Genomic DNA, 13,692 nt, shown 5'->3' on the forward strand with positions numbered 1-13,692 from the left:
GTTCGGGTGTCCGTGGATAAAGGCGTCCTGCAGTGCATATGCACTGTCGGGCGCTTTTTTTTTGCGCGTGTGGAGCGGATATGAGCGATAAATTTTCAATTTCACGGCGGCGCTTGCTGCAGGCAGGGGCCGCGCTGGGCGGCGCGATGCTGCTGCCGGGCGTGATGCAGGCCGCATGGGCCGGCGGCTCGGACAGACCGGAGCAGACCACCGTGCGGGTCGGGTTTATTCCGCTGACCGACTGCGCGCCGCTGGCCATCGCTGCGGCGAAGGGGTTTGACAAAAAATATGGCATTAGCCTGGCGCCGAGTAAGGAGGCCAGCTGGGCGGCGGTGCGCGACAAACTGGTGGCCGGTGAACTGGACGCGGCGCATATTCTCTATGGCCTGCTGTACGGACTTGAACTGGGGATCGCCAGCAAGCCGCAGGCGATGGCCAATCTGATGACCCTCAACCGCAATGGTCAGGCCATCACCCTCTCCAGCGAACTGCAGGAGAAAGGGGTGACCGACCTCGGCGGTCTGAAGCGGCTGATCGACCGCAGCGCGCCGGGCAGCTACACCTTCGCCCATACCTTTCCCACCGGCACCCATGCTATGTGGCTCTACTACTGGCTGGCGAGCGCCGGCATCGATCCCTTTAACGATGTGCGCACCGTCGTGGTGCCGCCGCCGCAGATGGTGATGAACATGCGCATCGGCAATATGAGCGGCTTTTGCGTCGGCGAGCCGTGGAACGCCCGCGCCATAAACGACCGTATCGGCTTCACCGCGGCCACTTCCCAGGATATCTGGCCCGAGCATCCGGAAAAGGTGCTGGGCGCCCGTCGCGACTGGGTGGAACGCCAGCCGAACACCGCCCGCGCGCTGGTGGCGGCCCTGATGGAGGCGCAGCGCTGGATCGCCGCCTCGGCGGAGAACACCCGGGAGACGGCCCGCCTGCTCGCCAGGCGCGGCTGGCTCAATACCAAAGAGCAGTACCTCACCGGCCGGATGCTTGGGGAGTATGACAACGGCCTCGGCCGCCGCTGGCAGGATCCCCATCCGATGCGCTTTTACGCCGAGGGCGAGGTGAGCTTCCCCTGGCTGTCGGACGGGATGTGGTTCCTCACCCAGTTTCGTCGCTGGGGGCTGCTGAAACAGGCTCCGGATTATCTCGCGGTGGCGTCGCGCATTAATCGCATCGACGTCTGGCAGGCTGCCGCCCAGGCGGTAGGGGGGATCAGCGCGCCGGCAGCCACGATGCGCAGCAGCACACTGATGGACGGTACGGTCTGGAACGGGTCCGACCCGGAAGGCTACGCCCGCCATTTCGCTATTCAACGTAAGGGGGCATGAGATGAAGCAGGCACAACGTAAGCAACCGGCCGTCAGCGTGGAGAACGCGCCTGGCGAAGTGATTCTCCTGCCGCCGGTGCAGGTCCGGCGCACCACGCCAACCGTCACGCGCTGGCTGCGTGAGCTCATCCAGCGCCTGCTGCCCCCGCTGCTGGGGCTGGGGGTGCTGCTGCTGGCCTGGCAGCTGGCGGCGATGCACAGCAAAGGCTTTCCCACGCCGCTGAGCACGCTGGACTCGGCGCTGACCCTGTTTGCCGATCCGTTCTATCAGGACGGGCCGAATGACATGGGCATCGGCTGGAACGTGCTGGCTTCCCTGCAGCGCGTGGCGGTGGGCTTCGGCCTGGCGGCGCTGGCGGGCATTCCGCTGGGGTTTTTGATCGGCCGTTCGCTGTTCTTCGCCCGCATGTTTAATCCGCTGATTGCTCTGCTGCGCCCGGTCAGCCCGCTGGCCTGGCTGCCGATTGGCCTGCTGCTGTTCCAGAAGGCGGAGCCTGCTTCCAGCTGGACCATTTTTATCTGCTCCATCTGGCCGATGGTGATCAACACCGCGGAAGGCGTGCGGCGGATCCCGCAGGACTATCTCAACGTCGCCCGCGTCCTCCAGCTCTCGGAGTGGACGGTGATGCGCAAAATTCTCTTTCCGGCGGTGCTGCCGGCGGTGCTTACCGGCGTGCGCCTCTCCATCGGCATCGCCTGGCTGGTGATCGTGGCGGCGGAAATGCTTACCGGCGGGCTGGGGATCGGCTTCTGGATCTGGAACGAGTGGAACAACCTCAATGTGGAAAACATCATCATCGCCATCGTCATTATCGGCGTCGTCGGCCTGCTGCTGGAGCAGGGTCTGATGCTGCTCGCCCGCCGCTTTAGCTGGCAGGAAAAATAAGGAGCCAACATGAAACCATTAATTCAGGTGCAGGCCGTCAGCCAGCGCTTCAACACCGCCAGCGGCGAGTTTCTGGCGCTGCAGAATGTCTCCTTCGATATCGTCGAAGGGGAGACCATTAGCCTGATCGGCCACTCGGGTTGCGGAAAATCGACTCTGCTAAACCTGATCGCCGGGATCACCACCCCTACCGAGGGCGGACTACTGTGTGATAACCGGGAAATTGCCGGTCCCGGGCCGGAGCGGGCGGTGGTTTTCCAGAACCACTCACTGCTGCCGTGGCTGAGCTGTTTCGACAATGTGGCGCTGGCGGTGGATCAGGTGTTCCGTCGCACCATGAGCAAGCATGAGCGTCGGGAGTGGATTGAACACAATCTCGCGCGCGTGCAGATGGGTCATGCGCTGCATAAACGGCCCGGGGAGATCTCCGGCGGCATGAAGCAGCGGGTGGGTATCGCCCGGGCGCTGGCGATGAAGCCGAAAGTGCTGCTGCTTGATGAGCCCTTCGGCGCTCTGGACGCGCTGACTCGCGCCCACCTCCAGGACACGGTGATGCAGATTCAGCAGGAGCTCAATACCACCATCGTCATGATCACCCACGACGTTGATGAAGCGGTGCTGCTCTCCGACCGGGTGCTGATGATGACCAACGGCCCGGCAGCGACGGTCGGCGAGATCCTCGCGGTCGATCTGCCGCGTCCGCGCCACCGCGTTCAGCTGGCGGACGACAGCCGGTATCACCATCTGCGCCAGCAGATCCTCCATTTCCTGTATGAAAAACAGCCGAAAGCGGCGTAAGGAGGCGGTCATGACGCGGCGACTGGTGGTGATCGGTAACGGCATGGCGGCCACCCGTCTGGTGCAGCGGCTGGTTGAGCGCGACCCTGCGCGGTTTGCCATTACCGTCGTCGGCGACGAGCCGCACCCGGCCTATAACCGCATCCAGCTCTCGCCGCTGCTGGCTGGCGAAAAAACAGCGGCGCAGCTCCCGTTGCTGCCGGCGGAGTGGTACACCCGGCACGGGGTGTGCCTGCGGTCTGGCGAGGCGGTGGATGAAGTCGATGTTGTGCAACGGCGGCTGCGCATCGCGGAGACCTGGCTGCCGTGGGATGAGCTGGTGTTCGCCACCGGTTCGCGGCCCTTTATCCCGCCGCTGCCGGGCATTGATCGTCCGCAGGTTATGCCCTTCCGCACCCTGGCGGACGTGGAACGTATTCTGGCGATACCCGGCCCGGCGGTGGTGATTGGCGGTGGGGTGCTGGGGGTGGAAGCGGCGGCGGCGCTGCGTCGCCACGGCGGGGAGGTCACTCTCCTGCATCGCGGCGGCGGATTAATGACGCCGCTGACCGACGCTTTTGCCGCCGATGAGCTCAGGCAGCAGCTTGAAGCGCGCGGCATTCGCTGTGTGCTGGAGTGCCGGATCGCCGCCATCGACGCCGACGGCGTGCGGCTGGCGGATGGGCGGGTATTCCGCGCCAACAGAGTGGTGCTGGCGACCGGCGTGCAGCCCAACAGCCGTCTGGCGGCGCAGTCCGGTGTGCTGTGCCAGCGGGGGATCGTGGTTGACCGCCAGATGGCCGCCTCGCTGCCGGGGATCAGCGCCATTGGCGAATGTTGCGAAATTGACGGCCAGACCTGGGGGCTGGTGGCTCCCTGCCTGCGCCAGGCCGAAGTGCTGGCGGATCGCCTGTGCGGCGTCCCCGGCGCGGGCTTTGTCTGGCAGGACGCCGGCACCCGGCTGAAGGTCACCGGCATTGAACTCTTTAGCGCTGGCGAGCAGCAGGCCGGCGAACAGGATGACATTTTTACCAGCTGGGACCCCATCGACCGCCACTATCGTCGCCTGCTGCTGCGCGACGGCCGCCTGCGCGGCGTGCTGCTGATGGGCGATTGCACTGCCGCCGCCGCGCTCACCGCGCGCCTGGAAAGCGACGAGCCCGCCACCGCGGACTGGCTTTTTGATCCTTCTTCAACGCAGCCGCAGGCTGCAGGAATAATGACGATGACGAAACCTGTATTAGTGCTGGTGGGACATGGCATGGTCGGCCACCATTTTCTCGAACAATGCGTGAGCCGCAACCTGCATGAGCAATATCGTATCGTGGTGTTTGGCGAAGAGCGTTACGCCGCCTACGACCGGGTGCACCTCTCCGAATATTTCGCCGGACGCAGCGCCGAATCGCTGTCGCTGGTGGCCGATGATTTCTTTCACCGGCACGGCATCGAACTCCGCCTCGGCAAGGCGGTGGCGACGATCGACCGCGACGCGCGGCTGGTGCGGGACGCCGAGGGACATGAAACCCACTGGGATAAACTGGTGCTGGCGACCGGCTCCTATCCCTTTGTTCCGCCTGTCCCTGGTAGCGATCTCGACGGGTGCTTTGTCTATCGCACCCTTGACGATCTGGACCGCATCGCCGCCCATGCCGCCGCGGCGAAGCGCGGGGTGGTGATCGGTGGCGGCCTGCTCGGGCTGGAGGCCGCCAACGCCCTGAAACAGCTGGGGCTGGAGACGCACGTGGTGGAGTTTGCCCCGAACCTGATGGCCGTCCAGCTGGATAACGGCGGGGCGGCGATGCTGCGGGAGAAGATCGTCGCCCTCGGCGTGGGGGTGCATACCAGCAAAGCCACCACCGCCATCGTGAGCGAGGCCGACGGCCTGCGGCTGAACTTTGCCGACGGTGACACGCTGTTGACCGACATGGTGGTCTTCTCGGCAGGGATCCGCCCGCAGGACGCGCTGGCCCGCGGCTGCGCGCTGCAGGTCGGCGAGCGCGGGGGGATTGGCATTGATGGCCAGTGCCGCACCTCTGACCCGGACGTGCTGGCGATAGGCGAATGCGCCCTGTGGGATAATAAAATTTACGGCCTGGTGGCGCCGGGCTATCAGATGGCGCGGATCGCCGCAGCCACCCTCGCAGAAGAGGACGCCTGCTTTAGCGGCGCCGACATGAGCACCAAACTGAAGCTGCTGGGGGTTGACGTGGCCTCGTTTGGCGATGCGCAGGGGCGCACGCCGGGCTGCCAGAGCTATCAATGGACCGACGGTCCGCAGCAGGTTTACAAAAAAATCGTCGTCAGTCAGGACGGCAAAGCCCTGCTTGGCGGCGTGCTGGTGGGGGACGCCAGCGACTATGCCACGCTGCTGCAGATGATGCTGAACGGCATGGCGCTGCCGCCGCGTCCGGAGAGCCTGATCCTGCCGGCGCTGGAGGGGGCCGCGCCGAAGGCGCTGGGGGTGGCGGCGCTGCCCGACAGCGCGCCGATCTGCTCCTGCCATAGCGTCAGCAAAGGCGATATCTGCCAGGCGGTGAACAATGGCGCGGGGGATATGGCGGCGATAAAAAGCTGCACCAGAGCGGCCACCGGCTGCGGCGGCTGCAGCGCGCTGGTGAAACAGGTGATGGAGTACCAGCTGGCGGCGCAGGGCGTCGAAGTGAAAAAAGACGTCTGCGAGCATTTCCCGTGGTCGCGCCAGGAGATCTACCACCTGGTGCGGGTCAACCATATCCATACCTTCGAGCAGCTGATTAGCCGCTACGGCCAGGGGCATGGCTGCGAGGTTTGTAAACCGCTGGTGGCCTCGGTGCTGGCCTCCTGCTGGAACGAATACCTGCTGAAGCCGGCGCACCTGCCGCTGCAGGATACCAACGATCGCTATTTCGCCAACATTCAGAAGGACGGAACCTATTCGGTGGTGCCGCGGATGGCGGCGGGGGAAGTGACGCCGGACGGGCTGATCGCCATCGGGCAGATCGCCAAACGTTATCAGCTCTACAGCAAAGTGACCGGCGGCCAGCGCATCGACCTGTTTGGCGCGCGGCTGGAACAGCTGCCGGCTATCTGGCGCGAGCTGGCCGACGCCGGGTTTGAAACCGGCCACGCCTATGGCAAGTCGCTGCGCACGGTGAAGTCCTGCGTCGGCGCAACCTGGTGTCGCTACGGCGTGCAGGACTCCACCGGGCTCGCGGTGCGGCTTGAGCATCGCTATAAAGGGCTACGCGCCCCGCACAAGATCAAGATGGCGGTCTCTGGCTGCACCCGCGAGTGCGCCGAAGCCCAGGGCAAAGATATCGGAGTGATTGCCACCGACAAAGGCTGGAATCTCTACGTCTGCGGCAACGGCGGAATGAAACCGCGTCACGCCGACCTGTTTGCCAGCGATCTCGACGAAGCGACGCTGATCCGCAGCATCGATCGTCTGCTGATGTTCTATATCCGTACCGCCGACCGCCTGCAGCGCACCAGCACCTGGATGGACAACCTGGAGGGCGGCGTCGCCTACCTGCGGCAGGTGGTGCTGGAGGATAGCCTCGGCATTGGCGAGGAGCTGGAGCAGGAGATGGCCCGCATCGTCGACAGCTACCAGTGCGAGTGGCAGACCACCCTCAACGATCCGCAGCGTCTGGCGCTGTTCCGCTCCTTCGTTAACAGCGACCAGCCCGACGAGGCGGTGCAGCGCCACGATCTGCGCGGTCAGCCGCAGCCGTTGCCTGCTGAAGTGTTGCCCGAAGGCGAACTCCCATCCCGGCCGTGGCAGGCGATTTGCGACCTTGACGCCATTCCGGCGCAGGCGGGGATCGGTGCCCGGTTAGGCGAGCGGCAGATCGCCCTGTTCCGCTTCGGCGATCGGGTGTATGCCCTGGACAACCGCGAGCCGGGCAGCGCGGCCAACGTGCTGTCGCGGGGGCTGTTAGGGGACGTCAGCGGGGAACCGGTGGTGATCTCCCCGCTGTACAAACAGCGGATTCGCCTGCGCGACGGCTGGCCGTGCGACGGCGGTGAACAGGCGGTGCGCGCCTGGCCGGTGAAAGTGGAAAACGGCAAAGTGTGGGTGGGCAGCCAGCAGCTGCTGGCGCGAGCGGAGGCCTCCTGATGAAGACCATCCGAACGACCTGTCCCTACTGCGGCGTAGGCTGTGGGGTGCTGGCGAGCGTAGATGACGCGGGGCGGGTGAGCGTGCGCGGCGACGACCAGCACCCGGCCAACCTCGGCCGTCTGTGCGTCAAAGGGGCTGCCCTCGGGGAGACCACGGGCCTGGCGGGGCGGCTATTGGCGCCGGAGGTGGACGGCCAGAAGGTGACCTGGCCTCAGGCGCTGGCGGAGACCGCTTCTCGCCTGCAACAGGTTATCGACCAGCACGGCCCGCAGGCGGTGGCCTTCTACGCCTCCGGCCAGCTGTTAACCGAGGATTACTATGCCGCCAACAAGCTGATGAAGGGGTTTATCGGCGCGGCGAACATCGACACCAATTCGCGGCTATGCATGTCGTCGGCGGTGACCGGCTACAAGCGGGCCTTTGGCGCCGACGTGGTGCCCTGTAGCTATGAGGATGTGGAAAACAGCGATCTGGTGGTGCTGGTCGGCTCAAACGCTGCCTGGGCGCATCCGGTGCTGTACCAGCGTCTGGCGCAGGCGAAGCGGGACAATCCCCGGTTGCAGATCGTGGCGATCGATCCCCGACGCACCGCCACCTGCGAGATCGCCGATCGCCATCTGGCGCTGGCGCCGGGAAGTGACGGCGGGCTGTTCGTGGGGTTGCTTAACGCCCTGGCGCAGGCTGGAGCCTGCGTCGACGGTTTTCGCGATGGCGCGCAGGCGCTGGCCGAAGCGAGTGGCTGGGACGTGGCGAAAGTAGCTGATTTTTGCGGCCTGGCTGCCGATGAGGTGGCGGGTTTCTATCGCGATTTTATCGCCGCCCCGCGGGCCATCACCCTCTACACCATGGGAATTAACCAGTCAGCCAGCGGCAGCGACAAATGTAATGCCATCATCAACGTCCATCTGGCTAGCGGAAAGTATGGCCGCCGCGGCTGCGGCCCCTTTTCGCTGACCGGTCAACCCAACGCCATGGGCGGGCGCGAAGTCGGCGGGCTGGCGACGATGCTGGCGGCGCACATGGATTTTGTGCCGGCCGATCTGCAGCGGCTGGCCCGCTTTTGGGGAACCGAGCGGCTGGCGCAGACTCCGGGGTTGACCGCCGTGGAGCTGTTTGCCGCCATCGGCCGCGGCGAGGTGAAAGCGGTCTGGATCATGGGCACCAATCCGGTGGTATCCCTCCCCGACAGCCACGCGGTGAGCCAGGCGCTGGCCGGCTGTCCGCTGGTGATCGTCTCGGATGTCGCCGCTGAGACGGATACCGGACATTTCGCCCACATCCGTTTTCCGGCGCTGGCCTGGGGCGAGAAAAATGGCACGGTCACCAACTCGGAGCGGCGCATCTCCCGTCAGCGCAGCTTTCTGCCGCCGCCGGGGGAGGCGAAAGCGGACTGGTGGATCATCGCCCGAGTGGGGCAGGCGCTGGGATATCGCGAGGCGTTTGCCTGGCAGCATCCGCATGACGTTTTCCGCGAGCATGCGGCGCTGTCCGGTTTCGAAAACGACGGCCAGCGGGCGTTTGATATCGGCGCGCTGGCGGATCTCAGCCGCGAGGCGTGGGACGCCATGGCGCCGGTCCGCTGGCCAGTCAGCCGCCGCCGCGCCGACCTGGATGTCACGCGCGGCTGGCATCGCGATGGCCGGTTGCGAATGGTGCCGGTGACGCCTCAGCCGACCCGGGCGGCAACCGATGTCTTTTATCCGCTGATCCTCAACAGCGGGCGGATCCGCGATCAGTGGCACACCATGACCCGCACCGGTGCTGTGCCGCGGCTGATGCAGCATATCGCGGAGCCGGTGGTGGAGGTGGCGCCGCAGGACGCCGTTCGCTACCAGCTTGTCGCCGATGGGCTGGCGCGGATCTGGTCGCGCCATGGGGTGATGGTGGCGAAAGTGGCGATCAGCGAAGGCCAGCGCCCCGGCTCGCTGTTTGTCCCCATGCACTGGAACAATCAGTTCGCCCGCCAGGGGCGGGTGAATAACCTGCTGGCCGCCGTCACGGACCCGCATTCCGCCCAGCCGGAGAGTAAACAGGCGGCGGTGGCCATCGCCGCCTGGCAGCCTGCCTGGCACAGCGAACTGTTTTGTCGCGAACCGCTGCCATTTCCTGCGGCCTGGCACTGGCGGCGGCGGGCGGCGACAGGAGTGCTGCACTACTCGCTGGCCGGGGAGGCGTCAGCCCGCCAGTGGCTCAGGGTCTGGTGCGAGCAGCGCGGCTGGCAGCTGCAGATAGCAGACGGCGGCGCAGTGTGGAACCTGCTGGCGTGGCATCAGGGGAGGCTGATGCTGGGCTGGTGGAGCGATGCGCGCGAGCCGGCGGTGGATAGCGCAGGAGTAAGCGCCGCCTTCGCCACGCCGCCGTCCGATGCCGCCCGGCGCCATGCGCTGCTCAGCGGCCGACCGGACGCCGCCGCCGCGCTGCCGGGGCGGATTGTCTGCAGCTGCTTTGGGGTCGGCGAGCGGGCGATCGGCGAGGCCATCGCCAGCGGCTGCGCCAGCGTCGGGGCTTTGGGCGCCAGGCTGAAGTGCGGGACCAACTGCGGCTCCTGCGTGCCGGAGCTCAACGCGCTGCTGGCGACGCAACCGGCCCGCGCCGGGGCCTAACGGCGCGGCGATATCTTCTGTGGTTGGGCGACAGATTGCCCAACCGGTTTCAGCATATTCCTGGAATTGTCCGCAGGGCTGCGGGAGAGGGCAAAAAACGATAAACTAAAACCATCTTCCAATTTTTTCTGCGAGCCCGCGCAAAACCAGTTGATGCCTGTGTCGTACCGTTTGCTGCCATCCCTGATCATTCTCCTGCTGCTGCCGGGCGTTCCCGTCTGGGCGCTGACCGCCAGTCACACCACTTTTACTCCCCAGGAAGAACCTTCCTTGCCCGATTTGGGGATCGCCCCGCAGGTCGATGACGACGCCAGACACTTTGCCGAAGTGGCTAAGAAGTTCGGCGAGGCCAGCATGAGCGATAACGGACTGACGGCGGGCGAACAGGCGCAGATGTTCGCCATCAACAAACTCGGCAATGAAGTGAGCCACCAGCTGGAGAGCTGGCTCTCGCCATGGGGCAACGCCAATGTCGACCTGCTGGTCGATAAAGAGGGGAAGTTCACTGGCAGTAAAGGGAGCTGGTTCGTGCCGTTGCAGGATAACGATCGCTACCTGACGTGGAACCAGTATTCGGTAACCCGGCGCGAGAACGATCTGGTGGGCAACATTGGGCTTGGCCAGCGCTGGCGGGTCGGCGGCTGGCTGCTGGGCTATAACTCGTTTTATGACAAGGTGCTGAGCGAAAGCCTGGCTCGCGGCAGCGTCGGCGCCGAGGCGTGGGGAGAATATCTCCGCCTGTCGGCGAACTACTACCATCCGCTGGGCGACTGGCAGCTGCGGGAGAATCAAACCCAGGAGCAGCGGATGGCCGCAGGGTATGACGTTACCGCCCAGGCGCGACTGCCGTTTTATGAGCACATCAACACCAGCGTCAGCGTCGAACAGTACTTCGGCGACAGCGTCGATCTGTTTCATACCGGCACTGGCTACCATAACCCGGTGGCCGTCTCCGTCGGGCTCAATTACACCCCGGTCCCGCTGGTCACCGTGACCGCCAAGCATAAGCAAGGGGAAAATGGCGTCAGCCAGAATAACGTTGGCCTGAAGCTCAACTACCGCTTTGGTGTGCCGCTCAAGCAGCAGCTGGCGGCGGACGAGGTGGCGTTCAGCAACTCGCTGCGCGGCAGCCGCTTCGACAGCCCGGAGCGGGATAATCTGCCGGTAGTGGAGTATCGGCAGCGCAAAAATCTGACGGTCTATCTGGCCACGCCGCCCTGGGATCTACAGTCCGGGGAAACGGTGCAGCTGAAGCTGCAGATCCATAGTCTGCACGGTATCAAGTCGCTGCACTGGCAGGGCGACACCCAGGCGCTCAGCCTGACGCCGCCGGTGGATGCCCGCAGTCCCGATGGCTGGAGCGTGATTATGCCGGTGTGGAACAGTGAACCGGGCGCCGCGAACCGCTGGCGCCTGTCGGTGGTGGTAGAGGATAAACAGGGGCAGCGCGTCTCATCCAATGAGATCGCCCTGGCGCTGACCGAGCCGCTGGTCAAGTTCACCGCGCCAGGCGTCTCCTGGACGGACTCGCCTTAAAAAATTCGCTCCTGGTGGACCCATACCGCGGCTTCCACCCGGGATTTGAGCTTCATTTTCTTCAGCATGTGCTTGACGTGCACTTTGACGGTGCTTTCGGTGATATCCAGTCGGCGGGCGATCATTTTGTTCGGCAGCCCCTGGGCGATCAGCTTGAGGATGTCGCGCTCGCGCGGGGTCAGCTGGCTGATGTCGCGATCGGAGGTGGCGCGGTTGGCGCGCAGGCTGGCGGCCAGCACCGGGGTTAACGCTTCGCTTAATACCATTTCTCCGGCGGCCGCCTGCTGCAGCGCTTTCAGCAGATCTTCCGGCTCCATGTCTTTCAGCAGATAGCCATCGGCGCCGCGCTTGAGGGCGGTAACAACGTCCTCTTCATGGTTAGAGACGCTGAAGACCACCACCCGCCCAGACAGCGATTTCTCACGCAGTTTGTCCAGCGTTTCCAGGCCGTTCATGCCCGGCATATTGAGGTCCAGCAGGATCAGATCCGGATCCAGCGACTCCGCCAGCTCGATACCTTGCGCGCCATTGCTGGCTTCGCCAATCACCTGGATGTCCGGCGCCATGCTAATCAATTGTTTCACGCCGGTGCGCAGCATCGGATGGTCGTCAATGAGAAGGATGGTTGCCCGTTCCTGTTGACTCATGGGGGTCTCCTTATTGGATGGAAAACGTTTTTTCCGGGATAAACGTGACGATCACTTCGGTCCCGCCGGTTTCCCGGCGCCGAACCTGACAGTCGCCGCGCAGGCTTTGCGCGCGATCCCGCATAATAATTAAACCGTAATGGTTACTCCGCTCGGCGTGGTCCGGCACGCCGCGGCCGTTATCCGCCACCACCAGACGGACCTGGTTATCGCGTTGTGACACCGTCACGGTCACTTCCGTCGCGCTGGCATGCTTCAGGGCGTTGCTTAACGCTTCGCGGGCGATCTGCAGCAGGTGTATGGCCTGATGCGACGGCACAAAGCGCGGCGGAAGCTGATAATCAAGCTGCACCGTAAAGCCGAAGTGGGCGCTGTACTCCTGACAGCTGGCCTCCAGCGCCGGGCGCAGGCCCGGCTCGGTCAACTGCAGGCGGAAGGTGGTTAACAGCTCCCGCAGTTGGGCCCACGAGGTATTCAGCTCGTTACGTATTTGCCCCAGCAGCTGGCGGCTCTCCGCCGGCAAGGCGTCGCCTTGCATCTGCAGACAGCTAACCTGCATCTTCATACAGGATAGCGACTGGGCTATGGAGTCATGCAGCTCGCGAGCGATAGTGGCCCGCTCTTCCATGACGATCAGCTGCTGCTGTTTCTCCTGATGGCGGTCCAGCGCCAGGGTGCTGGTCAGTTGTTCAACCAACGTATCCACCAGCTGCTGCTGATCGTGGCTGAGATGACGGCCAACCGGCAGCGTCGCCAGCAGGATGCCGTACTGATTATGCGCATCCGACAGCCGCCACTTCAGCGTTGTGCCGCCATCCGGTAGCGGCGGCAGGTTGCGTGGGCAGAGGTAGCAGCCCATGTCATCACATTCATTATCCGAGTGGCAGGTAAACTCCTGATGGTTGTCTTCATCTTCCAGATCGTAGACCCGCACCTCGATATCGCGCAGCAGCGTCAGACCCTGCAGACCGTTCAGCACCGGCGAAATGCGTTCGCAGAGCGGGGCGTTGGCGTGCAGCCGGCGGTTGGCCTGCCATAAGAAGGCGAGGATCTCGTTCTTCTGTTCCAGCCCGGCGGTCTTCTCCTGCACCCGGCGCTCCAGCACGGCGTAGCTTTCCGCCAGCTCTTCCGACATGTTATTTAGCGCCATGCCGAGAGTCGCCATTTCGTTGCGCCCGCTGATGTGCGCCCGCTGGGTGAAATCACGCTGGCTCACCGCTCGCGCCATGCTCAGCAGCTGTTTCCATGGCCGCAGCAGTCGGGCGCGTAGCCAGATGATGGTGAAGATCAGCAGTAGCGCCATGCCGATGGCGAGGAGGCGATGGATCCAGACCACCCGTTCGATACGCTGCTCGGTGGTATGGTCGAATGCGGTCACCAGCTGGTCGATACGATCGACAAAGTCGGCGACATCCTGGGCGACCTCCGCCTGGTTGACCGCGCGCTGCATGCCGGGAGCCAGCGCCAGCTGCCAGTACTGCTGCAAGGCCTGCAGCTGGCGCTCCTGTCCGTCGCGGCGGGCGGAGTTTTGCAGCTCCGGACTAAAGACGGTGGCGGTCATATCATCGACCAGCTTTTGATCGTGTTCATTCAGCGGGATCGCCGCCAGCAGCCGGTAGCTCTGCATGCGTAATGACCCAGCTTTGTTAATGGCGTGCGCGCTGCCCTGCACGCCGTTGACCAGGCGCGCGGAGATCGCCATGCCGGCGACGCCTGTAAGGGTGGCAAGCAGGACGATCAACGCCAGTTGATTGACCAGCGTCAGCGGGGTAAAAAGACGTTTTAACATGGAATGCGTGGCTCC

At 64.5% G+C, this 13,692-nt stretch carries 8 protein-coding genes; 6 read left to right on the top strand and 2 right to left on the bottom strand.

The features are described from left to right. The first annotated feature begins 80 nt into the window (after positions 1 to 80). From ACLH1I_RS03945 to ACLH1I_RS03970, 6 genes are all read left to right on the top strand, one after another. Entirely contained in the window at positions 81 to 1,337 is a 1,257-nt protein-coding gene (locus tag ACLH1I_RS03945) for a CmpA/NrtA family ABC transporter substrate-binding protein (RefSeq protein ID WP_049003798.1), read from the top strand. Position 1,338: 1 nt separating this feature from the next. After that, positions 1,339 to 2,223, top strand: coding sequence for a nitrate ABC transporter permease (ntrB, locus tag ACLH1I_RS03950; RefSeq protein WP_017900761.1), 885 nt, complete (start codon positions 1,339 to 1,341; stop codon positions 2,221 to 2,223). A 9-nt stretch (positions 2,224 to 2,232) separates the two neighbouring features. Then, entirely contained in the window at positions 2,233 to 3,021 is a 789-nt protein-coding gene (locus ACLH1I_RS03955) for an ABC transporter ATP-binding protein (RefSeq protein ID WP_004203195.1), read from the top strand. Positions 3,022 to 3,031: 10 nt separating this feature from the next. Then, positions 3,032 to 7,099, top strand: coding sequence for a nitrite reductase large subunit NirB (nirB, locus tag ACLH1I_RS03960; protein ID WP_077252857.1), 4,068 nt, complete (start codon positions 3,032 to 3,034; stop codon positions 7,097 to 7,099). Continuing rightward, on the top strand, positions 7,099 to 9,705 hold the full coding sequence (locus ACLH1I_RS03965) for a nitrate reductase (protein WP_126065618.1): 2,607 nt from the start codon (positions 7,099 to 7,101) through the stop codon (positions 9,703 to 9,705). Before nirB ends, ACLH1I_RS03965 begins: the two co-directional genes overlap by 1 nt. A 153-nt stretch (positions 9,706 to 9,858) precedes the next feature. Further along, positions 9,859 to 11,241 carry a YchO/YchP family invasin gene (locus ACLH1I_RS03970; protein WP_049092153.1) on the top strand — a complete coding sequence of 461 codons (1,383 nt, stop codon included), beginning with the start codon at positions 9,859 to 9,861 and terminating at the stop codon, positions 11,239 to 11,241. Here the strand turns inward: ACLH1I_RS03970 and narL are convergent. Together narL and narX are read right to left on the bottom strand one after the other, a co-directional pair. Beyond that, a complete protein-coding gene (gene narL / locus ACLH1I_RS03975; protein WP_002910198.1) occupies positions 11,238 to 11,888 on the bottom strand; it encodes a two-component system response regulator NarL in 651 nt (216 codons plus the stop codon). The genes ACLH1I_RS03970 and narL overlap by 4 nt on opposite strands. Before the next feature lie 10 nt (positions 11,889 to 11,898). Continuing rightward, positions 11,899 to 13,677 carry a nitrate/nitrite two-component system sensor histidine kinase NarX gene (gene narX / locus ACLH1I_RS03980; RefSeq protein ID WP_017900764.1) on the bottom strand — a complete coding sequence of 593 codons (1,779 nt, stop codon included), beginning with the start codon at positions 13,675 to 13,677 and terminating at the stop codon, positions 11,899 to 11,901. Between the last annotated feature and the right edge of the window lie 15 nt (positions 13,678 to 13,692).

The sequence above is a fragment of the Klebsiella sp. 1SOBk10mer genome (assembly GCF_046602535.1).
GTDB lineage: Bacteria > Pseudomonadota > Gammaproteobacteria > Enterobacterales > Enterobacteriaceae > Klebsiella > Klebsiella quasipneumoniae.